This is a genomic window from Hyphomicrobium sp., assembly GCF_019753045.1.
Classification (GTDB): domain Bacteria; phylum Pseudomonadota; class Alphaproteobacteria; order Rhizobiales; family Hyphomicrobiaceae; genus Hyphomicrobium_B.
In genome coordinates this window covers 185,681-206,446 of record NZ_JAIELN010000009.1, presented here as the reverse complement: position 1 = coordinate 206,446, position 20,766 = coordinate 185,681, and the positions used below count along the sequence as shown (strand labels likewise).

At 60.2% G+C, this 20,766-nt stretch carries 25 protein-coding genes; 17 read left to right on the top strand and 8 right to left on the bottom strand.

What is annotated here, in order from left to right; translation table 11 throughout:
- The first annotated feature begins 122 nt into the window (after positions 1–122).
- The 5 genes from tpiA to K2Q04_RS11975 all read left to right on the top strand — a co-directional run bounded on the left by tpiA (position 123) and on the right by K2Q04_RS11975 (position 4,608).
- A complete protein-coding gene (gene tpiA, locus K2Q04_RS11995; RefSeq protein ID WP_291163810.1) occupies positions 123–899 on the top strand; it encodes a triose-phosphate isomerase in 777 nt (258 codons plus the stop codon).
- Positions 899–1,654, top strand: coding sequence for a hypothetical protein (locus tag K2Q04_RS11990; protein WP_291163807.1), 756 nt, complete (start codon positions 899–901; stop codon positions 1,652–1,654). Before tpiA ends, K2Q04_RS11990 begins: the two co-directional genes overlap by 1 nt.
- Positions 1,655–1,825: 171 nt before the next feature.
- Positions 1,826–2,209 carry a preprotein translocase subunit SecG gene (gene secG / locus K2Q04_RS11985; protein WP_291163804.1) on the top strand — a complete coding sequence of 128 codons (384 nt, stop codon included), beginning with the start codon at positions 1,826–1,828 and terminating at the stop codon, positions 2,207–2,209.
- A 101-nt stretch (positions 2,210–2,310) separates the two neighbouring features.
- A complete protein-coding gene (locus K2Q04_RS11980; RefSeq protein ID WP_291163801.1) occupies positions 2,311–2,874 on the top strand; it encodes a hypothetical protein in 564 nt (187 codons plus the stop codon).
- Between the two features lie 105 nt (positions 2,875–2,979).
- On the top strand, positions 2,980–4,608 hold the full coding sequence (locus K2Q04_RS11975) for a CTP synthase (RefSeq protein WP_291163799.1): 1,629 nt from the start codon (positions 2,980–2,982) through the stop codon (positions 4,606–4,608).
- 42 nt (positions 4,609–4,650) lie between these two features.
- Here the strand turns inward: K2Q04_RS11975 and K2Q04_RS11970 are convergent, their stop codons facing one another.
- Positions 4,651–5,775 carry a hypothetical protein gene (locus tag K2Q04_RS11970; protein ID WP_291163795.1) on the bottom strand — a complete coding sequence of 375 codons (1,125 nt, stop codon included), beginning with the start codon at positions 5,773–5,775 and terminating at the stop codon, positions 4,651–4,653.
- 287 nt (positions 5,776–6,062) lie between these two features.
- Between K2Q04_RS11970 and K2Q04_RS11965 the strand changes: the two genes are divergently transcribed.
- Positions 6,063–6,455 (top strand): polymer-forming cytoskeletal protein, encoded by a 393-nt coding sequence (locus K2Q04_RS11965; protein ID WP_291163792.1) that lies wholly within the window; start codon positions 6,063–6,065, stop codon positions 6,453–6,455.
- 84 nt (positions 6,456–6,539) lie between these two features.
- Here K2Q04_RS11965 and K2Q04_RS11960 read toward each other — a convergent pair whose 3' ends face one another.
- Positions 6,540–6,776 (bottom strand): hypothetical protein, encoded by a 237-nt coding sequence (locus tag K2Q04_RS11960; RefSeq protein WP_291163789.1) that lies wholly within the window; start codon positions 6,774–6,776, stop codon positions 6,540–6,542.
- 365 nt (positions 6,777–7,141) lie between these two features.
- On the opposite strand from K2Q04_RS11960, the gene pqqA reads away from it, so the two are divergent.
- Both pqqA and kdsA read left to right on the top strand, forming a co-directional pair.
- The gene (gene pqqA / locus K2Q04_RS11955; protein ID WP_045836478.1) at positions 7,142–7,231 is read left to right on the top strand and encodes a pyrroloquinoline quinone precursor peptide PqqA; all 90 of its coding nucleotides are present in this window, start codon (positions 7,142–7,144) and stop codon (positions 7,229–7,231) included.
- 111 nt (positions 7,232–7,342) lie between these two features.
- Positions 7,343–8,209, top strand: a complete 867-nt coding sequence (gene kdsA, locus K2Q04_RS11950) for a 3-deoxy-8-phosphooctulonate synthase (protein WP_291163782.1) — start codon at positions 7,343–7,345, stop codon at positions 8,207–8,209.
- A 296-nt stretch (positions 8,210–8,505) separates the two neighbouring features.
- On the opposite strand, the gene K2Q04_RS11945 is transcribed toward kdsA, so the two are convergent.
- The 6 genes from K2Q04_RS11945 to K2Q04_RS11920 all read right to left on the bottom strand — a co-directional run bounded on the left by K2Q04_RS11945 (position 8,506) and on the right by K2Q04_RS11920 (position 13,827).
- Complete coding sequence (locus tag K2Q04_RS11945) at positions 8,506–8,742, bottom strand: hypothetical protein (protein WP_291163779.1); 237 nt, start codon at positions 8,740–8,742, stop codon at positions 8,506–8,508.
- 197 nt (positions 8,743–8,939) lie between these two features.
- The gene (locus K2Q04_RS11940) at positions 8,940–9,611 is read right to left on the bottom strand and encodes a hypothetical protein (protein ID WP_291163777.1); all 672 of its coding nucleotides are present in this window, start codon (positions 9,609–9,611) and stop codon (positions 8,940–8,942) included.
- Positions 9,612–9,619: 8 nt separating this feature from the next.
- Positions 9,620–10,633, bottom strand: coding sequence for an ABC transporter permease (locus K2Q04_RS11935; RefSeq protein ID WP_291163774.1), 1,014 nt, complete (start codon positions 10,631–10,633; stop codon positions 9,620–9,622).
- Positions 10,633–11,412, bottom strand: coding sequence for an ABC transporter ATP-binding protein (locus K2Q04_RS11930; RefSeq protein WP_291163952.1), 780 nt, complete (start codon positions 11,410–11,412; stop codon positions 10,633–10,635). Before K2Q04_RS11930 ends, K2Q04_RS11935 begins: the two co-directional genes overlap by 1 nt.
- 61 nt (positions 11,413–11,473) lie before the next feature.
- Entirely contained in the window at positions 11,474–12,412 is a 939-nt protein-coding gene (locus K2Q04_RS11925; RefSeq protein ID WP_291163949.1) for a PQQ-dependent catabolism-associated beta-propeller protein, read from the bottom strand.
- A gap of 113 nt (positions 12,413–12,525) precedes the next feature.
- Positions 12,526–13,827 (bottom strand): ABC transporter substrate-binding protein, encoded by a 1,302-nt coding sequence (locus tag K2Q04_RS11920; RefSeq protein ID WP_291163771.1) that lies wholly within the window; start codon positions 13,825–13,827, stop codon positions 12,526–12,528.
- A 264-nt stretch (positions 13,828–14,091) separates the two neighbouring features.
- On the opposite strand from K2Q04_RS11920, the gene K2Q04_RS11915 reads away from it, so the two are divergent.
- Genes K2Q04_RS11915 through K2Q04_RS11875 form a run of 9 tightly spaced genes read left to right on the top strand, consistent with a single transcriptional unit; the run spans position 14,092 to position 20,702 of the window.
- Positions 14,092–14,610 (top strand): DUF3280 domain-containing protein, encoded by a 519-nt coding sequence (locus K2Q04_RS11915; protein WP_291163768.1) that lies wholly within the window; start codon positions 14,092–14,094, stop codon positions 14,608–14,610.
- Entirely contained in the window at positions 14,607–15,593 is a 987-nt protein-coding gene (locus K2Q04_RS11910) for an ABC transporter substrate-binding protein (protein WP_291163765.1), read from the top strand. Before K2Q04_RS11915 ends, K2Q04_RS11910 begins: the two co-directional genes overlap by 4 nt.
- The gene (locus K2Q04_RS11905) at positions 15,556–16,368 is read left to right on the top strand and encodes an ABC transporter permease (protein WP_291163762.1); all 813 of its coding nucleotides are present in this window, start codon (positions 15,556–15,558) and stop codon (positions 16,366–16,368) included. Before K2Q04_RS11910 ends, K2Q04_RS11905 begins: the two co-directional genes overlap by 38 nt.
- Positions 16,356–17,111 (top strand): ATP-binding cassette domain-containing protein, encoded by a 756-nt coding sequence (locus K2Q04_RS11900; RefSeq protein WP_291163759.1) that lies wholly within the window; start codon positions 16,356–16,358, stop codon positions 17,109–17,111. Before K2Q04_RS11905 ends, K2Q04_RS11900 begins: the two co-directional genes overlap by 13 nt.
- 35 nt (positions 17,112–17,146) lie before the next feature.
- The gene (locus K2Q04_RS11895) at positions 17,147–17,884 is read left to right on the top strand and encodes a (5-formylfuran-3-yl)methyl phosphate synthase (protein ID WP_291163756.1); all 738 of its coding nucleotides are present in this window, start codon (positions 17,147–17,149) and stop codon (positions 17,882–17,884) included.
- Positions 17,881–18,336: a dihydroneopterin aldolase gene (locus K2Q04_RS11890; RefSeq protein ID WP_291163754.1), complete on the top strand. Its 456-nt coding sequence runs from the start codon at positions 17,881–17,883 to the stop codon at positions 18,334–18,336. Before K2Q04_RS11895 ends, K2Q04_RS11890 begins: the two co-directional genes overlap by 4 nt.
- Complete coding sequence (locus K2Q04_RS11885) at positions 18,329–18,943, top strand: uridylate kinase (RefSeq protein WP_291163751.1); 615 nt, start codon at positions 18,329–18,331, stop codon at positions 18,941–18,943. The genes K2Q04_RS11890 and K2Q04_RS11885 overlap by 8 nt, the downstream gene beginning before the upstream one ends.
- Positions 18,943–19,524 (top strand): DUF447 domain-containing protein, encoded by a 582-nt coding sequence (locus K2Q04_RS11880; RefSeq protein WP_291163749.1) that lies wholly within the window; start codon positions 18,943–18,945, stop codon positions 19,522–19,524. The genes K2Q04_RS11885 and K2Q04_RS11880 overlap by 1 nt, the downstream gene beginning before the upstream one ends.
- Entirely contained in the window at positions 19,464–20,702 is a 1,239-nt protein-coding gene (locus K2Q04_RS11875) for an SAM-dependent methyltransferase (protein WP_291163747.1), read from the top strand. The genes K2Q04_RS11880 and K2Q04_RS11875 overlap by 61 nt, the downstream gene beginning before the upstream one ends.
- Positions 20,703–20,766 lie beyond the last annotated feature (64 nt).

The window sequence follows — 20,766 nt, the reverse complement described above, 5'->3', positions numbered from 1 at the left end:
CGATGGCGTGATATGAAGCGCAGGCCGTTTCGGATTGCAAGGGCGACCGGGATGAGGTTACGGAGTGTTCACGACGGCGGGCGCCCGAAAAGCGTGTTCGCGTCCGCAAAAAGAGGGACGGGATGGTGAATCATCGGCGCGAAATTCGGCCTCTGGTTGCTGGAAACTGGAAGATGAACGGCCTGAAGGCGAGCTTCGGCGAGGTTCAGGCCGTCGGTGACGCCCTTCTCGGGCCGCTGGGGTCCATCGCCGCCGATGTGATGATTGCCCCTCCTGCAACGCTTATCGCCGGATTCGCGTCAGGCCTCGGGGCGCGTCCGGTATTGCTGGCTGGGCAGGATTGTCACGCAAAAGCGAGCGGCGCTCATACCGGCGACATTTCAGCCGAGATGCTGAAGGACGCGGGCGCGTCGGCCGTTATCGTCGGCCATTCGGAGCGGCGTGCTGATCATGGCGAAACGAGCGAGCAGGTGAGGGCGAAGGCGGAAGCTGCGCACCGCGCTGGGCTCCTTGCGATTGTATGTATCGGCGAAACTCAGGAAGAGCGCGCCGCCGGTGCGACGCTCGATGTGGTGTCGCGGCAACTCAAGGGCTCGGTGCCCAAGGCATCGACGGCGGTCAATACGATTGTCGCCTATGAACCGGTCTGGGCGATCGGCACGGGGCTTACGCCGACGACCGACGATGTTAAAATCGTACATGCTGCCATTCGGAGCGATCTCTTAGATCTGATCGGACCGGAAGGCGCGCACATGCGGATTCTCTATGGCGGTTCGGTTAAGCCCGACAACGCGGCGACGCTAATGTCTGTTGAAAACGTCAATGGAGCGCTCGTCGGCGGCGCGAGCCTCAAGGCGAGCGATTTTCTCGCCATAGTTCGCGCATACGAGAATCCGTGATGCCTCTACCTTTTCGCCACACTGTCTCTCTGGCACTCGCGCCGCTTTTTTGCGCGCTGATTGGTGCTTCATTCAGTGCATGGGCGACGCAGCCTAAGGTCGATCCCGAGACATGCACGGCGCTCAGGCTGGAGCAGATCAAATTCCGCGCGTCGGGTATTCTCGACGACATGAGCAAAGGCCCGCAATGGGCGAAGGCCAATCTGCCGGCGGACCGGCTGCGCGAGATCGAGCATTTCATTCAACTCGACGAGCAGGTGAAATTCGGCTGTCGCGACGCCAAGCTTTCGCCTGAGGCGGAACGGGCGAGCGAGGCGGCGGCGCGCATCGAGATCAATTCCGACGCCGATCCGACCGTGCCTGTCGCGCACGATCCTCCGAAACCAGGGTCGGAGAAGGCAGGCCCGCCGAAATCGGCTTCGCCAGCGAAAAAGGACGCGCTCCAAAAGGAAGGCGCCCAGAAGGACGGGCCGAAAAAGGCGACGCACAAGAAAGCAAAGCCGCCTGAGCCGAAGGCCGAGAACGACAATCCTTCCAAGTCTGGGTCAGGGTCGGGGCCTGCCAAGCCCGCGAAATCGAAGATTTCTCAGGAAACACCGGCTCCCGCGCCGCCCGTCATCGTCCATGACGCCTATCGCGGGGCCCCCCGGCCAGCCGAGACGGCGTCCGAGACTCATCCGTCTTTCGTGCCGGAAATGTCGTTGCCGTCGTTCGGCTTCGGGGAGACGGTGGTTTTGCCGCACTCAGGACCCTGAGAGCCTGGGCCTTGAACCCGCTGAAAACCCTCCCGAAGTAAACCGGGTTAACGTTCCTGCTGAACGACCATTGCGAAAGGCCGGTCATCGGGGCTGGTTCATCGCGACAGGCTAGTGTATAGGCCCACGCTTGCTGGGCTTGCTGCCCGCTCAATCCGGATCGAAAATTTCATGGCCACCGTACTGCTCGTTATCCATTTGATGATCGCCGCGGCGCTTGTCGCTGTTGTGCTTTTGCAGAAATCCGAGGGCGGTGCGCTCGGTATAGGCGGCGGCGGTGGCGGTGGCTTTCTGACGGGTCGCGGAACGGCCAACCTGCTGACGCGGACGACTGCGGGCCTTGCAGCGGCTTTCTTCGCAACGAGCATTTTGCTGACGATCCTCGCCAATCACTCCGCTCCGCGCGGGTCGGTGTTCGATGGCGTGAAGGCTCCGGCCGGCGGAGCGCAGGCTCCGGCAGCCGGTGGGGAAGCCCCGAAGACAGAACCCGGACGTGGCGGCATCCTGGACAAGCTCGACGCGCCCCGTGCGCCACTCGTCCCCCAGAATCAGTAGTCGATAGTCAGGATTCATGTGCGCTACCGGGGCGTCAGGCCCCGGGCAGCTAGACCCCCGGCCTATTCCCTGCAAAAAAGGGGATAAATGGGGGAAGTGAAATGGCTCACATCAGTTCGAACCGGCGTGCCTCGCGTTTATCAGCGCTTGTCGTGGGCGCCGGTGCGCTTCTTCAGCTCGGCGGTTGCGGCGCTACTCTCGGCGATCTGACGACGGGGTCGGTCACCAATTATCAGGCTGCGAATTTGTTCGCGCCTGCCGGATACAGCATTTCGGCCAATGCGGACGGCAGCATTCACGTGACGGCGGCGGGCTCTCCGGGAACTCCGTCGGACCGGCTCGAGAAGATCGCGTTGGCGGCCGCTGCAGACTACGGCGCCGTACAGCATCAGAAGACATTCACCTCGACGCCCGCGCAGACGTCTTTCAAGTGCGGAAAGACGAAGATGAGCGAGAAGGGTCAACAGGTCACCATCAAGCCGACCGATCTGCGTGTCGTCTCGATCGACGTTACCTACGGTCGTGACGGTATTGCTCCGGCGGCGCGTGGCACGCGTGAGACCGCTGACGCGCTGAAAGCGCAACTTGCTTCCGAGACAGTGCCTCCGGACGTGCAGGCTGCTGCAACGCAAGAAGTCTCTCAGCAGTGCGGCAGGCCCCTTTAAGGCGCCGACTTCCGTCACGGTCTGAGCCTTGCGACGTTTTCGTTTGGTGAAGGTGCAAAAAAGCCGCTTCCGAATCCGGGGTCGGCTGTGCCAGAACCAAGGCCCATGCAGCGGTATATCTTCATCACCGGCGGCGTGGTCTCCTCCCTCGGCAAAGGCCTCGCGTCCGCAGCCCTTGGCGCGCTTCTCCAGGCGCGCGGCTATTCAGTACGGCTCAAGAAACTTGACCCGTACCTGAATGTCGATCCCGGGACCATGAGCCCCTATCAACACGGCGAAGTTTTCGTCACCGACGACGGTGCGGAGACTGACCTCGACCTTGGTCATTACGAGCGCTTCACCGGCGTTCCGGCGAAACAGTCGGACAACGTCACGACGGGGCGCATCTATCAGGACATTCTCGCCAAGGAACGGCGAGGCGATTATCTCGGCGGCACGGTGCAGGTCATTCCGCACGTTACCGACGCGATCAAGAACTTCGTGCTGTCGGGGAACGAGGATGTCGACTTCGTGCTGGTCGAGATCGGGGGCACGGTCGGCGACATCGAAGGCCTGCCGTTCTTCGAAGCCATCCGCCAGCTCGGCAACGAGCTTCCGCGCGGGGCATCCGTATTCATCCATCTGACGTTGATGCCGTACATTCCGTCGGCGGGTGAGCTCAAGACCAAGCCGACGCAGCATTCCGTCAAGGAGCTGCGCTCCATCGGCATTCAACCCGACATTCTACTGTGCCGGTCGGATCGCGAAATCCCGGTCGGAGAGCGCAAGAAGATCGCGCTGTTCTGCAACGTGCGCCCCGAGGCCGTCATCCAGGCGCTCGACGTTGCGTCGATCTACGATGTACCGCTCGCCTATCACCGCGAGGGGCTCGATCGCGAGGTGCTCGCCGCGTTCGGGATCACCGGCGCGCCGAAGCCCGACCTCATCCGCTGGGAAACGATCTCGCGCGGTATCGCGCAGCCCGAAGGCCAGGTGACGATCGCGATCGTCGGCAAATATACCGGTCTCAAGGACGCGTATAAGTCGTTGAACGAAGCTCTCGTTCACGGCGGTCTCGCCAATCGCGTCAAGGTCAAGCTCGAATGGATCGAGAGCGAAATCTTCGAGCGCGAGGATCCGGCGCCTTATCTCGAAGGCCTCAACGGCATTCTGGTGCCTGGCGGCTTCGGCGAGCGCGGCTCGGAAGGCAAGATCTTGGCCGCGAAGTTCGCGCGTGAGCGTCGCGTTCCCTATTTCGGAATTTGCTTCGGCATGCAGATGGCGTGTCTCGAAGCGGCGCGGAATCTGGCGGGCATCAAGGATGCAAGCTCGACCGAATTCGGTGAAACGAGCGAGCCTGTCGTCGCGATGATGACGGAGTGGATGCGCGGCAACGAACTCGAGCAGCGCCGTCAGGACGGTCAGCTTGGCGGCACGATGCGGCTCGGGGCTTACGATGCGTCGCTCGCCGAAGGCAGCCACATCGCCAAGATCTATAACTCGACGCACATCTCGGAGCGCCACCGTCACCGCTACGAGGTCAACATGCGCTATCGCGCCGATCTCGAACGCGCTGGGCTGAGATTCGCGGGCGTATCGCCGGACGGTCTCTTGCCCGAGACGATCGAGTATCCCGACCATCCGTGGTTCATCGGCGTGCAGTATCACCCCGAGCTGAAGTCACGGCCGTTCGATCCGCATCCGCTTTTCGCGAGCTTCATCGCGGCTGCAGTGGAGCAGTCGCGGCTCGTTTAATTTTTGGGCAAGCCGAGGCGCGAAACGCCTCGGCTTGTTTCGTCAGCGGGTTTCGCTGAACACCTCGAACGCAGCTGCCAGCGCGCGCGCTCCATTCAGCTGGGCTTCCGATTGCATTTTGGCGTCGGTCGCCGCGATGAGCAGAGCCACCGTGTTATTCGTGATTGCAATCTGGTTGCGCTCATAGCCCCGCCGCTGGAAGAAATTCGATGTCGGGATGTTCTTCCGCATGTCATCCGGCATCGTGACCATGTCGAAGCCTGAGCCGTCTCCCGTCAGGTTCATCATCTCGAGTTCGGCTGCCTTCAGCGGCTTCGCATATCCGAGGCGCTTTGCGTAGCTGACGGACGTCAGCAGCTTTTCGACCTGCAATAGCGGGCTGATGTCGATATCCAGAATGATCGCATGAACTCCGAGGCCCTTGGGAGTCTCGGCGAGCTTGGCGTGCTCGCTCCATTGGTTCGGCACGGTATGGCTGAACGCGATCATTTTTTTCAGCGTCGCGATTTTCTTCTGCAGCTCAGTGCGGCGTTCACCGTCCGCCGCTTCAGCTTTCTCACGGAGCGCTGCAACGAATTTATCACCGACCTCTGCAAGGAGTGAGATGCTGTTGGTTGCGAGCAGCTGGTTATAGCCGAGCGCGGTCGAGATCGCGCGTTCGTGTGGCAGGCCGTACTCCAGGCCTGCTTGAATGTCGTATCCGCCGTTTCCGGTGGACTCGAACGCGTAGATCTTCACGCATTGTTCCGGCGTCAGGCCGGCGGCCAATGCGAGCTGCGCATATGCGTGCCTGTATTGATCATCGCTCGCGGGACGTTCCGGCACAAAGTCGAAGTGCTCTTCGGCTTGCTTCAGGAAGTCCGCGACGACGGGCATATATTCTTCGCCGATGCGTCGCTGTTCCGGATCCTCCGGTTTCGGCGGGCCTGAGTAGACGGGCGGTTGCTCAAGAACGTAATCGTCGAGCGTCGTGCGTTCTTTCTTGCGCCGTTTGGCGGCCCGCTCGGCGCGCTTTTCCGCGATCGCCGCCCAGTAGGGACCCGCGACTACTTCGTAGGCTGCGCGCGCCTTCGTGTATTCGGCGAGTTTCTCGCGATACTCGGCAATCTTTTGAGTGAGATCGGCCGGCTGTGCCTGGGCGATGCTGGCCTCAGGCAGCGCGATCATGGTGACCGCCGATAACGCGCAAATGGTTGCACGCAAATGGCGAGCTAGAGCTGGCATCGAACATTTCATCGGAGATTTCCCCCTTTGCTTTGTGGTGTGCCCTCGTAACGCTGCAATCGCATGTCCCTCATAGTTAAGCGGGACCGGCCTTTTCTTATGTTCAAAGTGATCAATCTCTGGGGGTTTTTATGTTCAGTCGAGATTCACGAGCAGAGACGCGCGCGGACACTGCAAAATCGGGCGCAATACCAACACCGCCACCGCGGTTCTCTGGGCCAATCGGTGTCGTGTCCAATGCCGCGGCGCCGAGCTATCAGCCCGCTTCACCCGACAGGCCGACATCCATTCTCGGGCCCGATATTTCAATCTACGGCGAGCAGCTTATCCTGAAAACCAAAGGTTCGCTGCTGATACAAGGTCACATCGAAGGCGACGTACACGGAGAAACGGTTACCGTCGATGATGGCGCCCACGTTAAGGGTGTGATCACTGCACGCACAATCGCCATACAGGGCGGCGTAAAGGGCGAGCTCAAGGGTTCGAACGTCATTCTGCACGAACATTCCGTCGTCGAAGCGGACATCGTTCAGGAGCGGCTTACGGTCGCTGACGGCGCTCACTTCGAAGGTAGCGTCAAGAAGGCGAAGAACGCGAGCGAAGTGACGCCCGACCTATCGTAAACGGCATCGCCGCTGAAAACAAAAATCCCGGCGTCATGCGCCGGGATTCTGATGGCCTGCAAACGCGGATCCGCGCTTGGGTCCTTATGGTGTGGGCGTTGCCGGTGCGGACGTCGTCGTGGTCTCAGTCCGCACGTCGAGCCGGAGAACGTTCGTGTAAAGCAATAGGCCGAACACGACTGCGAAGACGATCGCGGTCGCGAGCGCGTTCAGCACGCGGTTCGAAAACGAGATAAGATTGCCGATCAGGTCCAACACGAAAACGATCGCTGCGCCGATCAGAACCGGCTCAATCCAAGGGTAGGTTTCAAATATTTGCATCTGGGTAGTCTCCACGAGCTTTTGTTATGTCGCTTGTGCGCGCGCGCCCCGAGTCGCGACTTGCAAATTTGGCTTAGCACGCGCAAAGCCGAGGAAAGCGACAAGCCACTGCGGAGGAAAGCTCCGGTATCCGACTGAAGCTTTGAAGGCACAGTCGTCCGTGCCCGAATGCATGCACGCGGAGAACGCCACTCAAAAATCGCGAGCTATCGGGGGGTGTTTCCAATTGAAATGATATAACAATTCGTCGTTTCGATCACGAAAAGTTTGAACCGCGTTAGTGAAAAGAGATTGGTAATTGAGGGGTTGTTTCAGTAACTACGTATGCAACAGGAGAAACCTGTAGAAATCCGTGGAGGACGCACATGAAAGTCTGGATGAAGCCTGCAGTTCGCGAGCAAGAAGTTGGTCTCGAAGTCACCAGCTATCTGCCGGCTGAGATCGACCTCATCTAACGAATTCAAACCTCCGGGTTTCTGAACGGCGGCCATCGGCCGCCGTTTTTGTTTGGGTACGGCCTGCCCAGGGGGGTCGCGGCCAGAGCCCAGCGACGCTATAAATCGCCCATGACCCAGCATGAAATCCTTAAGCCCGCCGCCCACGTCCGTGTTCGTGACGTGCTTTTCGCCAACGACGCGCCAATCGCGATATTGGCCGGGCCCTGTCAGATGGAAAGTCGCGCCCACGCGCTCGAGATGGCCGCAGGCTTGAGCGAAATAGCCCAAAAGCTCGGTTTCGGTCTCGTCTACAAGTCGTCCTTCGATAAGGCCAATCGCACGTCATTGACCGGCCGTCGTGGCATAGGGCTCGATGCCGCTCTGCCCGTTCTTGCTGAAATTCGCGAAAAATATCGGGTTCCGGTCGTAACCGACATCCATGAGGCCGGGCAGTGCGCTGCGGTGGCCGAAGTCGTCGATGTTCTGCAGATCCCGGCTTTCCTCTGCCGCCAGACCGATCTTTTGATTGCGGCGGCGAAGACAGGCCGGGTGGTGAAGATCAAGAAGGGGCAGTTTCTCGCGCCCTGGGACATGAAGAACGTCGTCGCCAAGGTGACGGGCTCCGGCAATCCGAACGTGCTCGTCACGGAGCGCGGCTCGAGCTTTGGATACAACACGCTCGTCGTCGACATGCGGGGCCTGCCGCAGATGGCCGAGACGGGGGCGCCGGTTATTTTCGACGCCACCCATGCGGTCCAGCAGCCGGGCGGGCAGGGAACGTCGTCAGGCGGCGATCGCCGCTTCGTGCCGGTGCTTGCTCGTGCGGCCGTTGCCGTCGGCGTCGCCGGGCTTTTCATCGAGACGCATCAGGATCCGGATAGGGCGCCTTCGGACGGGCCGAACATGGTCGCGCTCAAAGATTTCGAGGGGCTCGTATCGGAGCTGCAGGCGATCGATCAAGTCGTCAAACAGCGAAAGAGCGCGAGCCAGGCCTGACTCGCGCTCTTGTCGATAGACTCGTTTCTCGATTGAAGCTTCCGGGTTTGGGTTGATCCTGGTTCAGGCCGGGAGCTTCGGCATTTCCGACTTGTAGAGCGTGTATTCGACAGTAGGCTTCGTGAATTCATTTCAGTCCGTGCGCACGGACGGCAGTGCGTGGTCGTAGATCGCTCGACTTCACTTCTTCACTTCACTTCACTTCACTTCGCTTCGCACTCGCCAAGGCGCAATTCCGCTACCCGCATAGACGGCATCGTCGCTTCGCCGAGTGTATTTTTTGAGATTTCGACTTCTTAGCTGACGCGCCAGAGCTTCGCCGCCAGCGAGGCGACATGGGCGCGGCTCGTCAGAGCACCGAATTGAGCTTCCGTACCAACGCGAATGCCGGCGACGCAGGCATTGGGTTGGCAGAAGGCCGGGTGCGCTCTTCCGACGTTGATGGCTGCGATCGCCATCGACGTCATAAGCAGGCTCATTGTCGAAATGCAGGAGGCATAGGCAAGGGCACGCGAAACAAGTTCGTAGTGCATGGTCAACCTCACAAACGCGAGACAGAGATGACGACACTTCCACTTGCAGTTTGGCTTCGGGCCGGGGAGAGGCCGGCGTCGAGAGCCGATGCGTTGAGAGTATGTCAACCTTGGTTAAGGACGCGTTAAGGCTAACGACGCGTAAAGATTATTTTTGCCGTTCCTGAGATTTTCCGCACGCCATGCGCTGCCGTTCCTTAGCTTTTCATCTCGGCTCGAATGGCTCGCGCGATGGCGCCAGCCCGCTCGTCGATCAGCTGAGGGATCTCGCAAGCGATCGGGATGTTCGCCTGCTTTTCCTGGAAGGTGCGGATCTCCCATTTGTATTTTTCTTCCTTAGGAGAAAGCTGAGAGATCTCGCCTGCAGGAGCGTCCGTCGCGCCGAAATCGCCCGCGGGAGGAAGATCGATGCCTTCCTTCTCGATTTCCTTGGCGCGCTCGAGCTGGCGCTTATGAAAGCGCTCGATGCCCGACATGACGAGCTTGCGATCCTCGTTCGTCCGCGTGAGCACGGCGGAGAAAAGCTCCGTCAGCTTGGCGTCGTGGGTATCGGCGGGCAGGCCGGCCGCGAACTTCTTCACGGCGGCTTCGGCCTCGGGCTCCTTCACGCGGCGAGAAACGAGATATTGCGAGAGCTTTCTGATGGTCTCGTCCTTGCGCCACGTCGATGTGTCGGTGATCGTTGGGCCATCCCAAATCGTTGCGGCGGTCAACACCGGGACCTTGCGGTAAACGCAGGGCCATTCGGTTTTCTGAGGCTCAGCCTCATCAGCGAAAGCGGGAGCGGCCACCAGGGTGAAAGGCACCAGAGCAAGAGCTGTTGCGATCTGCAAGCCGGCGCGACGAAGAACATGTCCGATCATTTTCATTTCCAATCTCAAGCTGAGCCGCCGGGGCCGCCGCGCCGAGCGATCAACCCCTTGGACGGATTGTAGGCAAAAACCGCTGCCGCAAGGAAGACAACCGTGCAGCCAAGGACAACGGCGAGCGAGACCGTATCGACCTGTCCGTAAAGCCCGAAGCGGATCATTTCCACCGCATAGGTAAACGGGTTGAGACGGCAGATTTCGAAAAGCGCGGGGCTTGCCTCGCGAATGCGCCAGAGCGGGTACAAGGCAGACGAGGCGAAGAACATCGGGAAGATGACGAAGTTCATCACGCCGGCGAAGTTTTCGAGCTGCTTGATGACGGACGACATGAAGAGCGCGAGCGAGCCAAGCATCAGGCCGGCGAGGATGATCGCGGGAATGACCGTAATGTAGCCTGCAAAGGGCTGAATGAACCCGGGAATGGAGAAGAGCTGGGTGACGATGGGGTCCGTCATCTTGGGGATGACATCGCCCGCCCAACTCGGCGGATCGTAGAATGTGAAGAGCTTCACTTCGGTGATGGGCGGCGGCTGAATGCCCCAAAACCACGCAACGAGCATGAAGGCGTAGGCTTGCAGCAACGCGACCGAGACGCCTCCGAGAAGCTTCGACAGCAACAGGAACGACCGCGGGAAGGGGCTGACGAGAAGCGTGCGCATCGTGCCGGTTTCGCGGTCGTAGACCATCGAAAGCGACGATTGCATCGCGTTGAAAAGCAGGATCATCGCGATCAGGCCGGGTGCGATGTATTCCTCGTAAAGGACGTATGTCTCATACGGCGGAATAATCGAGACGCCGAGCGTCTGCCGGAAGCCCGCTGCAAAAATGAAGAGCCAGATCAGCGGGCGCACGAGTGCGGAAAGAAATCGCTCACGTTGATGCAGGTAGCGAAGGATTTCGCGCCGGACGATGCCGTTGAAGCAGGCCCAGTATCCCGAAACGCCAAGGCGATGGCGGGCCGCGGCGTCGCTTTCGCGATAGCCAAGGTTTTCCGATCCGGTCGTGACCGCTTGCGCTGCCATCAGGCGGCCTCCTCGATCGTGCTTTTCGTGCCGGTGACGCTGCGGAAGGCCTCGCGTACGCTCGACGTGCCTGTGAGCTTCAAGAGCTGGGGAACGGGTCCACTATAGAGAACGACACCCTTGTGAAGAATGACGACCTGGTCGGTGGGTAAGACCTCGTCCATCAGATGGGTTGCCCAGAGGACACCGAGGCGTTCCCGCGCAACGAGATCGCGCACAATTTTCATGACGGTTTCGCGCGAGCCGAGATCGAGTCCGACTGTAGCTTCGTCGAGCAGCAGAAGGTCGGGATGGTGCATCATCGAGCGGGCAATCTCGACGCGGCGGAGCTGGCCGCCTGAGAGCGCGCGAACTTTCTCGGAAGCGCGATCGTCGAGGCCGACGAGTGCGAGCGCCTGATGCGCGCGCTCGGTTGCCGTGCGTCCTGCAAAGCCGTGCAGCGCGGCGTGGTATTTGAGATTCTGCATCAGGGTCAGATCGATATCGAGCGTCCGGCTTTGGAAGACGACGCCGAGGCGCTGGAGTGCCTGCGACGGCCGTCTCCGAACATCGAAACCACGAATGGTTATCTCGCCGGTGACGTTGTCGTAGAGGCGCGTGATCAGCGAAAAGAGGGTCGACTTTCCCGCGCCGTTGAGACCGAGGAGCACGACGAATGCTCCTTGATCGACCGTCAACGAAACGCGGTCGAGGACCTTCCGGTCGCCGAAACTATGGCTGACGCCGTTGACGACGAGGGCCGGCGTCCTTTCAGCTTCAGTCTCGGCTGTCGATGCCATCGTCGTCATTGCCTTTCGTTTGCGCCTAGCGTTCACGCCGGTCGTCAGATCTTCGCAGCGGTCAATCCGGCGAGACTACGACGCCCCAGGGATAACGCCCGACCTTTATCGATTTGATCGCCTTTTGATTTGCAACGTCGATAACGGTCACATCGTTCGATGCGCCATTGGTCGTCAGCAAAAGTTTATCGTCCGGCGTGAAGTACATCTGCCAGACGCGCTGGCCAACAAGAATGTACTTCAGGACTTTGAAAGTCGCCGTATCGACGACAGCCACGCGGTTTGCCGGCCCGAGGGCGATGAACGCGAACTTGCCGTCCTTAGTGATGCGGATACCGACGGGCTGGATCGCTTCCTTTTCCACGCCCGGGATTTCAAAATTGATCTTGGTGATCAGCTTGCGGTCGGCCGGGTTGATGACCGCCACGGTGCCCCCGACCTCGGAGGAAACCCAGAGCTGCGTCTGTGCGGAGTTGAACATCGCGACGCGGGGACGGCTGTCGACCAGGACGTTATCGAATGTCTTGTGGTTCTCGGTGTCGATGAAGTGGGCCATATTCGTCGTTTCGGACGTGTTGACGAGCACCTTCCCATCTGGGCTCATGCCCATTCCCTCGGGTTCGACGCCGACGGGGATTTCGGTCAAGACCTTGGACGTTTCGATATCGACGACCGTTACGAGGTTGTCGTCTTCGTTGGCGATGTAGAGCCTTTTGCCGTCAGGGTGGAGCGTCAGCAGCTCGGGATCTGGGCCAGACGGAAGCGATTTGACGAATTCCAGCGTCTTGGCGTCGTAGACTTTGACGTCGTTGTCGTCGCTCGTGCAGACGATGACCCACTTGCCGTCTTTCGACATCACGATACCGCGCGGCCGCTGACCGATCTTCACCGTCTTGGTGACTTCGAGCTTGTCCGTGTCGATGACGGAGAGGCTGTTGTCCTTCTCGTTCGTTATGTAGGCCGTATAGGCGTTGGCGGCAGTCGCGCCGAACGATGTCATCGCTGCGGCAGCGACGAACACAGGCAATGGTTGAGCAAATCGGGACATTCTCGTCTCCAGAAGGAAGCGTCTAAAAGGTGTGAAGGTTCGCCGGGCCGGCGGAGCGGATCGGATCATTGTGTGTAGGCTTTGCACTTTGTCTCCGGTTTATCGATGCCGAGCGTGTCGAGCACGCTGAACTGATGAAGGAAGCCCTGCTGCGGCGAGACGCTGACGAGGTGCTTCGGCGTCGAAACGAGCAACGGCTGGCGGAATTGACCGTTCCAGGCGCGGAAGCTCGTGGCGACGCCCTTGAAGGCGGCGACGTCGAAGTTCGGCGAATGCATGTAATCATGCAGCGTTTTGAAGTCGCTCGTCTGCTTTCTAGATGCTGCTTCTCCAACCGCGCGCGTCGCGACCCATGCGTCGTAATCGATCGGGCGCATGATGCGGCCTGAGAGTTTCTTGAAGCGGTTCTGGAACTGAGTTCCGCCCCACAACTCGAGCGCCGGGTGCCAGCTCGACGGCACGAGACCTGCCGAGCCGACGATGGGGCGGGGAACCCATGTGCGATAGGGGAAATAGTCGGCAAACACTTCGTCTTCGTCGACGACCAAGACGACGTCGTGATCTTTGGCGCCCTGCATGAACTGCGGGATCTGCTGTTGAATTTGCTCGTAACCGCCATCGGCGCGGCGGTTGCCGGTATCGATCTTGAACTGGCGTTCCTCGACGATCTTGGCGCCGAATTTCTTCGCGGACCGGCGATAGGCGTCTGCGAGGAGCTGATCCTTGGGGCTCGGTCCGACGACGAGCAGCCAATTCGGCCAGCGTTTCCAAACGAGGTATTGAGTGAGTGCGTCGGCCAGCATCGTGCGGGTCGGCGCCGTGTGCATCACGTTGGGCCGGCAGTCTTCCTCGCGCAGCCGGTCGTCGGGATTGCCGACGTTGAAAATCTGTGCGGGCTTGCCCGCCAACGCATCGGACAACTTCAGCAAGGAATCCGGTTCGACGTCGGCGATGATGAAGGAATCGCCGCCTGCGAGCTTCTCGGTGGCGCCCTTGATCAATTCGTCGATGTCGCCCTCGAGCACGTCCATCGTGAACGTCTGGTTGAGGAAGCGGCCGGTCGTGTTGTTGTCGGCAATGCCGAGCTTGGCGCCGGCGATGCCGTCATCCGGGTTTGGCTGGTCGAGGAGCGATAGCGGCAGCTCTTTGGAGCGGTTCTCCTTAACGTAAAGAATTTTAATGTTTACGCCTAGAGGTTGTGCTGTCGGAATCGGAATGGGTGCCGGCTTAGGCGCCTCTTGCGCGCTGGGGTTTTCGGCGCGGACGGGGAGCGCAAAGGCTGCTGTAAGGGCGAGGGCCAGGCACGCCGCCTTCCAGTTCCTCTGGGCCGGGGAAGCGGTGGCGGGGCCGGTATCTGCGAAGGCCAATGTTCCAACTCCGATCAGCGTTTAGCCCGCGCCCACGATACGCGCGGCGTAAGTGTTACTATGTTACTAAAAGGGGCTGGCCGCCTCAGTTGTCAAGCTGGCGGCTCCCGCCTCGCGCGTTTGTGACCGGGCGTGCGTGGCAAAGCGGGCCGGAACCTCTTGCAATCATTGGGGGGAAGCGGGCACCTAAGGTTATGCGCTTCGGCCGGGCGCAAAATCCACCTTGAAGTCTGAGTTCGCTCAATAACTTGGAAATGACAGTCCATGCGCATGCTTAAGCGGTTCTTATGCCTTTTGGCACCGTTCCTTATGGCCGCCGTTCCTGCCAACGCTACGACGACGAAAGCAGCTGTCTTTCCATTCGATTTCCACGATGCGCAGCAGGATGGTGAGATCGTTCCCCAGTACAACCCGGAAGACCAGAGGCGCCTCAAGCTCGTCGCCGATGAACTGAAAGCGTTAATGGAGAAGGACGGGAAGTACGCGGTCATCGACCTCGCGCCGCACGCGAAGGAGATCGAGGCGGCTTCGCCGTTTCAGCAATGCAACGGCTGCGAAGTTCCGATTGCCAAGGAAGCGGGCGCAGATATCGCCGTCACCGGGTATGTCGACAAAATCTCGGATGCGCTGCTCAGCCTGCAGATCGTAGCTCGCGACACCAAAACCGGCGAGCTGACCAAAACAATGTCGGCGGCGATCAACGGCAATACGGACGAGCTCTGGCTGCATGGCGTCCGTTATCTCTGGCGAAACAGGTTCAACGTTGAGGCTCAGCCGAAATGACGAAGCACACCCGCCGTAGTGTTCTCGCGACAGGCTCGGCATTCGTCGCCGCAACGCTGTTGCCGCGGCTCGCCGTCGCTTCCGCTTCGGTGCCGGTCCGGCTGACGTCGGTCAAGTTCGGCTCGGTGAGCTGGCTGATCGATACGATCCGGTGGGAAGGCATCGACAAGAAGCACGATCTCAATTTGCAGGTCGTCGAGGTTTCGAACAATCAGGCGGCGCCGGTCGCGCTCCTCTCGCGCGCCGCGGACGTCATCGTCAGCGATTGGACGTGGGCGCTACGGCAGCGGGCGAAGGGCGGCGATCTCAAGTTCGCACCTTATTCGTCGGCGCTCGGGAGCGTCATGGTCCGCAAGGACGGTCCGATCAAATCGCTCGCCGATCTCGAGGGAAAAAAGATAGGCGTCGCCGGGACAGGCATCGACAAGAGCTGGATCTTGCTGCGCGCTTACTCGCGCAAGACACTCGGCAAAGACATTGCCAGCATTGCCGAGCCCGTCTTCGGGGCGGCTCCGCTGGTAACGGAAGAATTCAGGAACGGCCGCCTCGATGCGGTATTGAACTTCTGGACGTACGCAGCACGGCTTCGGGCGGAAGGCGCACAGCAACTGCTGACGATGGCCGACGTCGTCAAAGGTCTGGACGTCGCGCCGACGCCGCCGCTCGTCGGTTTCATCTGGTCGGAGAAGCAGGTCCGCGACAACGGCGTTCCGGTCGATAAGCTGCTCGCAGCAGTTGCCGATGCCAACCGCGTGCTGGCTTCGTCCGATGATGCCTGGCAGCGGCTTCGGCCATTGATCAAGCCGGCGTCGGACGCGGAACTGATCGCGATCCGGGATTACTACAGGTCGGGCATCACGGGATCGTGGGGAGTAGCGGAAACGGCGGCAGCAAAGAAGCTGACGGACCTTCTCATTGAACTCGGCGATACGGAACTCGTTGGCGATGGCACCCATTTCGACCAGAATCTTTTCCACACCTAAGCCGATCGCCGCGCCTTTGGGCTTTACGGCTGTGCTGGAGCGGCTCGCTTGGATGGCGGGCTCGCTCTTGGCGCTGGCCGTGCTTTGGCAGCTCATCGCGGTCTACGTTCAAAACAAATACCTGCCGACGCCGATCACTGTTTTCGACGTTCTATGGCGCGAGAGCGCGAGCGGCGATCTCTGGATCAATACGTCGGCCACTCTTGCCCGCGTCGCCGTTGCGTTCGTGGTTTCGATGTTCATTGGAACCGCGATTGGGCTGGCGCTGGGCCGCTTCAAGACGGCGGACAAGTTCTTCGACGCGTGGCTGATCCTGTTCCTCAATCTGCCGGCGCTCGTAACGATCACGCTTTGCTATATCTGGTTCGGCCTGACCGACATCGCCGCGATCACCGCCGTTGCGCTCAATAAAATTCCGAACGTCGCGGTGAACATGCGGGAAGGTGCGCGCAGCCTTTCCAAAGATCTCGACGAGATGGCGAAGATCTACAAATTCGGTTGGTGGAAGACGCTGCGCCACGTGACGCTGCCGCAACTTGCGCCGTTCTTCGCGGCATCGGCGCGTTCCGGGCTCTCGCTTGTCTGGAAGATTGTGCTCGTCGTCGAAGCGTTCGGGCGGTCGAGCGGAGTCGGTTATCGCTTGAGCATCGCTTTCCAGGAATTCGATGTCAGCACGATCCTGGCTTATGCGCTGGCTTTCATCCTGATCGTGCAGGCCATCGAATTTCTGCTGTTGCAACCGTTGCAGGCACGGGTGAGCGCATGGCGTCGTTGAACGTGGCGAACCGCGAAATTGTTAGCGGCGCGGCGCCGATCAGTGTTTCGGTTCACCGCAAGGTCTTTCCGCCCGTCGGCGATCGCCCCGCGCAACTGGTGCTGAAGGACATTTCGTTCGAGGTCTCGCCCCGGTCGTTCCTGGTCATCACCGGACCATCCGGATGCGGGAAGTCGACGTTGCTCAACATCATGGCGGGTCTCGACCGGGATTACGACGGCAGCGTCGATCTCGGGCCTGCGAGGGACCGCCTGGCGTTCATCTTTCAGACGCCCCGGCTCTTGCCGTGGCGCACGGTTTACGAAAACATTTCGCTCGCTCTCCCTGACGGCGATCCGAGGCAATCGCGGATTGCAGCCATGCTCGAACGCGTGGGGCTCGGGCAGGCCATGAATGCCTATCCGGAGCGGCTATCGCTCGGAATGCAGCGCCGTGCAGCGCTGGCTCGCGGTTTCATCCTGGAGCCGGAAATCCTGCTGATGGACGAGCCGTTTGTATCGCTCGACGAGCAGACCGCTCAGAGCCTACGGGACCTGTTGCTGGAACTTTGGCATAGCCATCCGACGACCGTGATTTTCGTTACCCACGACCGGACCGAGGCAATTCAGCTCGGAACGCGGATCTTGCGCTTGGCGCCCGGAAAGGCGAGTGTCATGCAGGATGTGACCATTGACCTGACCGAGGCGCAGCGCCATGACCGTGCTGCCGTGCTTGCGGAGCAGAACCGCATCTTCGCCGCCTAGAATGGCCGAGGGCGGACCAATCTCGGAATGACGGAATGATCGAAGGTTTGAGACGAGGCCGACCCGCCTTTCTCGCCAGTGTGACGAACGCGGACGAGGCGGAAATCGCGCTAGTGGGCGGCGCGGACATCATCGACTGCAAGGACCCGGCATCGGGCGCGCTCGGTGCGCTGCCCGCGTCGACCGTTCGGGATATCGTCAGCCGCGTCGGCGGTCGGCTTCCGGTCAGCGCAACGGTCGGCGACCTTCCGTCCGATCCCCAGGTTATGAGCGCGGCGGCGATCGCGATGGCCGAGACCGGCGTCGACGTCGTGAAGATCGGCTTCTTCGGAGACGAGGACCCGCGCGAGGCGATTTTGGCGGCTGGGGCCGCATGTTCCCCCCGGGCGCAGCTCGTTGCCGTGCTGATGGCGGATCGCGCTCCGGACTTCGACGTTCTGCCGGTGCTTCGGCGCGCGGGGTTCTCGGGCGTGATGCTCGATACCGCCGATAAGGCGGCCGGCAGTTTGACAACGGTTCTTTCCGTTCGCCAGTTGAGCCAATTCCTTCGCGTGGCGCGCGCTAACGATTTGTTCGCCGGACTCGCGGGATCTCTCAGGGAAAGCGATATCGCGGGGCTCACGGAGCTCGTACCCGATATGCTGGGGTTCCGCGGCGCGCTATGTCGGGCGGGGCGCAAAGGCGCCGTCGAAGCGGATCGCGTCGTTCAGGTGCGGCGCGCAATCGATCAGGCTCGGCTCGCAAGGGTATCATCGGAGACGTCAGCAGCATGAAAGATAAGAAGCCTGCAAAGGCCGACGACACTGGTTCAGTGGCACTGAAGAAGGCAGCTGCAGACGTGCGTGAGCTTGGCGATTCCATCTTCGTTCGTGACTTCGTCGTCGATTGCAACGTCGGCGTCTATGCCGAAGAGCAGGGCGTGACGCAGAAGGTTCGCTTCACGGTCGAAGCGCGTTTGGACAAGGACGTCTTCAGCGTCGAAGACGAGATGGCGGAAGTTCCGTCCTATGCCGACATCATCGATATGATCGTTGCCCTCGCGCGCGGCGGCCACATCAATCTCGTCGAGACATTTGCAGAGCGCATTGCGGCGCAGGTGCTCGCGGACAGGCGTGTCGTTGCAGTTCGCGTCGTTCTCGAGAAGCTCGAGCGAGGGCCGTTGAGAGGCGTCGAGATCATTCGGCCGGCGACGAGGGCCGCCGCGCGCGAGTTCGGGCGTGGCTGAGAGCCGCAAAAACGGCATTCGCCCGCTCGTCATCAAAGTCGGCGGGAGCCTTGCCGAGACCGGACGTCTCGGCGGGACGCTGGCGATGCTCAGCGCGGCGCAGATACCGATCGTCATCGTGCCCGGCGGCGGCCCGTTTGCCGAAGCCGTGCGCAGTTTGCAGCGTGAGATCAGATTCAACGACGTGGTGGCTCATCGCCTTGCCATGCTCGCCATGGAGCAGATGGCGGAATGGATCGTTTCCGAGCGGTTCGGTTTGAAAGTCGCTCGCTCGATCGATGAAATCTCCGACTGCATCATGGATGGACAAATTCCCGTCTGGGCGCCGCTTCGCATGATCGGCGACGACGAGACGATCTCCGCCAACTGGTCGGTCACGTCGGATAGTCTTTCGGTGCGTCTCGCCGAACTTTTGGGTGCGCGGCTTATTCTTCTGAAGTCCGTCGACGTTGCGGATGATCTTTCTGCTGAGGACCTTGCCCGGCAAGGCGTGGTCGACGGGTTTTTTCCCGAGATCGTTGCGCGGGCGGGAGTTTCGTGGTCCATTTTCGGGCCGGCGGGCGATGCGGCGCTGGCCGCGATCCTTGCCGGCGAAGGAGCCGACTGATGCCGCGTATCGTCGAAACGATCGTGACGACCTTCAACGCCGAAGGCGAGGCGCATATCGCTCCTCTTGGACTGATCGATGACGGGACGTATTGGATCATTGCGCCGTTCCGGCCGTCGACTACGCTCGACAATCTCCGCATCAATCCAGTCGCGGCGGCGAGCCATACGGACGACGTTCGCGTTTTCGCGGGGGCGGTGACGGGACGCAAGATTTGGCCGCTGCTGCCGACGCGAACCATCAAAGGCGACAGGCTCGCAGATTGCGTCTCGCATTGGGAACTGAAGGTCGAGAAGATTATCGAGGATGAGCAGAGGCCGCGGTTTCTATGCTCCATCGTGGACGAGGAAACGCATAAGGCGTGGCAGGGCTTCAATCGCGCGCAGGCGGCGGTCATCGAACTCGCCGTGCTGACGACCCGGCTCAACATGCTGCCGCCGGAGAAGATCGAAAGCGAATTGAAATATCTCGAAATCGCAATTTCGAAGACCGCCGGCCCGCGCGAAGAAGAGGCATGGGAATGGCTGATGGAAAAGGTTTCGGCGTGGCGTCAGGCACGGTTCGACAAGTCGACCTCATGAAGCCCGACGGCGACGCCAAAGGCGCGTTCATAAAGGCTTTTGCCGACGCCATCGAGAACGCATCCTTCGTGAAGCTCACGCTCGGAAAATTTCGCGGCAAGGGCGAAGCGAGCAAAGCGATTGCGACGGTCGTGACGCTCAAGGATGTCCCGCATCTGAAGCTCGTCACGAGCTTTCAGCGCAAAGACGAAACGAAGACCTACAAGATCGACGAGGGCTTGCGCGCTATCGGTTCGTCGATCGGCGAAACGTATATGAGCGCCACGCTCTTTTCGACAGCGCGGGACGTTCGCCTCGACTACAGCCGCAAGGGTGTTCCGCATTTGGCGAGCGGAAAGGCAACGTTGAAAGCAGCCGAGCCCGCGTCGCACGATCGCAAGAAGGCATATCTTGTTCCGCCCGACCGGCCGTATCTCAAGGCTCTGCAGGTGGCGGACGGCGAGGGCCGTATCAAGCCGTCGATGCAGGGAAAGTATCGTCAGATCTGCCGGTTCATCGAGATTGCGGACGATCTGATCAAGGAAAGCGATCTTAAAAAAGATGCGCCTTTAAAGATTGTCGATATCGGTTCCGGCAAAGGATATCTGACCTTCGCGTTCTACGATTATTTGACGACGCAACTTGGCTACAGTTGCGAGATGGCCGGTATCGAGATGCGCGCCGAGCTCGTTGAATTCTGCAATGGGCTTACGCGGGAACTTGGTTTCGGCGGATTGAATTTTGTTGCTGAAGAAGCGTCGCGGATCTCGCGCGCCGGCATCGATATCATCATCGCACTGCATGCTTGCGATACGGCGACGGATGATGCGATGGCGCTCGGCGTTCACGCAAATGCCTCGCTCATTATGTCAGCACCCTGCTGCCAGCATGAAATTGCGCCGCAGATCAAAGACACTGGCGAAGGCTTGCTCGGGCTCATAAAATATCCGCTGCTGAAGCAACGCCAAGCGGATCTCGTGACGGATGCAGCGCGATCGCTGCTGCTTGAATCGTCAGGCTACAAAGTCAAGTTGATCGAGTTCGTTTCGACTGAACACACGTCAAAGAATATTCTGATTGCGGCAGTCAGATCTTCTCACGTGGATAGGGTATCGGCGCGCGAACAGTATCAGGCGTTGAAGAGTACTACCGGTTTTTCAACGCAACATCTCGAGTCACAACTCAAGGATGTCGAGTAGTCTCGCTGCGATTTTATTGCACGCCTCATTTGTTGCTCACTGACGTGGAAAGCGTATAGAGGGA

What these genes read in the sequence shown, in the direction of transcription:
- tpiA (WP_291163810.1), top strand. Translation starts at nt 123, where the DNA reads ATGGTGAATCATCGGCGCGAAATTCGGCCTCTGGTTGCTGGAAACTGG.
- K2Q04_RS11990 (WP_291163807.1), top strand. Translation starts at nt 899, where the DNA reads ATGCCTCTACCTTTTCGCCACACTGTCTCTCTGGCACTCGCGCCGCTT.
- secG (WP_291163804.1), top strand. Translation starts at nt 1,826, where the DNA reads ATGGCCACCGTACTGCTCGTTATCCATTTGATGATCGCCGCGGCGCTT.
- K2Q04_RS11980 (WP_291163801.1), top strand. Translation starts at nt 2,311, where the DNA reads ATGGCTCACATCAGTTCGAACCGGCGTGCCTCGCGTTTATCAGCGCTT.
- K2Q04_RS11975 (WP_291163799.1), top strand. Translation starts at nt 2,980, where the DNA reads ATGCAGCGGTATATCTTCATCACCGGCGGCGTGGTCTCCTCCCTCGGC.
- K2Q04_RS11970 (WP_291163795.1), bottom strand. Translation starts at nt 5,775, where the DNA reads ATGATCGCGCTGCCTGAGGCCAGCATCGCCCAGGCACAGCCGGCCGAT.
- K2Q04_RS11960 (WP_291163789.1), bottom strand. Translation starts at nt 6,776, where the DNA reads ATGCAAATATTTGAAACCTACCCTTGGATTGAGCCGGTTCTGATCGGC.
- pqqA (WP_045836478.1), top strand. Translation starts at nt 7,142, where the DNA reads ATGAAAGTCTGGATGAAGCCTGCAGTTCGCGAGCAAGAAGTTGGTCTC.
- kdsA (WP_291163782.1), top strand. Translation starts at nt 7,343, where the DNA reads ATGACCCAGCATGAAATCCTTAAGCCCGCCGCCCACGTCCGTGTTCGT.
- K2Q04_RS11945 (WP_291163779.1), bottom strand. Translation starts at nt 8,742, where the DNA reads ATGCACTACGAACTTGTTTCGCGTGCCCTTGCCTATGCCTCCTGCATT.
- K2Q04_RS11940 (WP_291163777.1), bottom strand. Translation starts at nt 9,611, where the DNA reads ATGAAAATGATCGGACATGTTCTTCGTCGCGCCGGCTTGCAGATCGCA.
- K2Q04_RS11935 (WP_291163774.1), bottom strand. Translation starts at nt 10,633, where the DNA reads ATGGCAGCGCAAGCGGTCACGACCGGATCGGAAAACCTTGGCTATCGC.
- K2Q04_RS11930 (WP_291163952.1), bottom strand. Translation starts at nt 11,412, where the DNA reads ATGGCATCGACAGCCGAGACTGAAGCTGAAAGGACGCCGGCCCTCGTC.
- K2Q04_RS11925 (WP_291163949.1), bottom strand. Translation starts at nt 12,412, where the DNA reads ATGACATCGTTCGGCGCGACTGCCGCCAACGCCTATACGGCCTACATA.
- K2Q04_RS11915 (WP_291163768.1), top strand. Translation starts at nt 14,092, where the DNA reads ATGCGCATGCTTAAGCGGTTCTTATGCCTTTTGGCACCGTTCCTTATG.
- K2Q04_RS11910 (WP_291163765.1), top strand. Translation starts at nt 14,607, where the DNA reads ATGACGAAGCACACCCGCCGTAGTGTTCTCGCGACAGGCTCGGCATTC.
- K2Q04_RS11905 (WP_291163762.1), top strand. Translation starts at nt 15,556, where the DNA reads ATGGCACCCATTTCGACCAGAATCTTTTCCACACCTAAGCCGATCGCC.
- K2Q04_RS11900 (WP_291163759.1), top strand. Translation starts at nt 16,356, where the DNA reads ATGGCGTCGTTGAACGTGGCGAACCGCGAAATTGTTAGCGGCGCGGCG.
- K2Q04_RS11895 (WP_291163756.1), top strand. Translation starts at nt 17,147, where the DNA reads ATGATCGAAGGTTTGAGACGAGGCCGACCCGCCTTTCTCGCCAGTGTG.
- K2Q04_RS11890 (WP_291163754.1), top strand. Translation starts at nt 17,881, where the DNA reads ATGAAAGATAAGAAGCCTGCAAAGGCCGACGACACTGGTTCAGTGGCA.
- K2Q04_RS11880 (WP_291163749.1), top strand. Translation starts at nt 18,943, where the DNA reads ATGCCGCGTATCGTCGAAACGATCGTGACGACCTTCAACGCCGAAGGC.
- K2Q04_RS11875 (WP_291163747.1), top strand. Translation starts at nt 19,464, where the DNA reads ATGGCTGATGGAAAAGGTTTCGGCGTGGCGTCAGGCACGGTTCGACAA.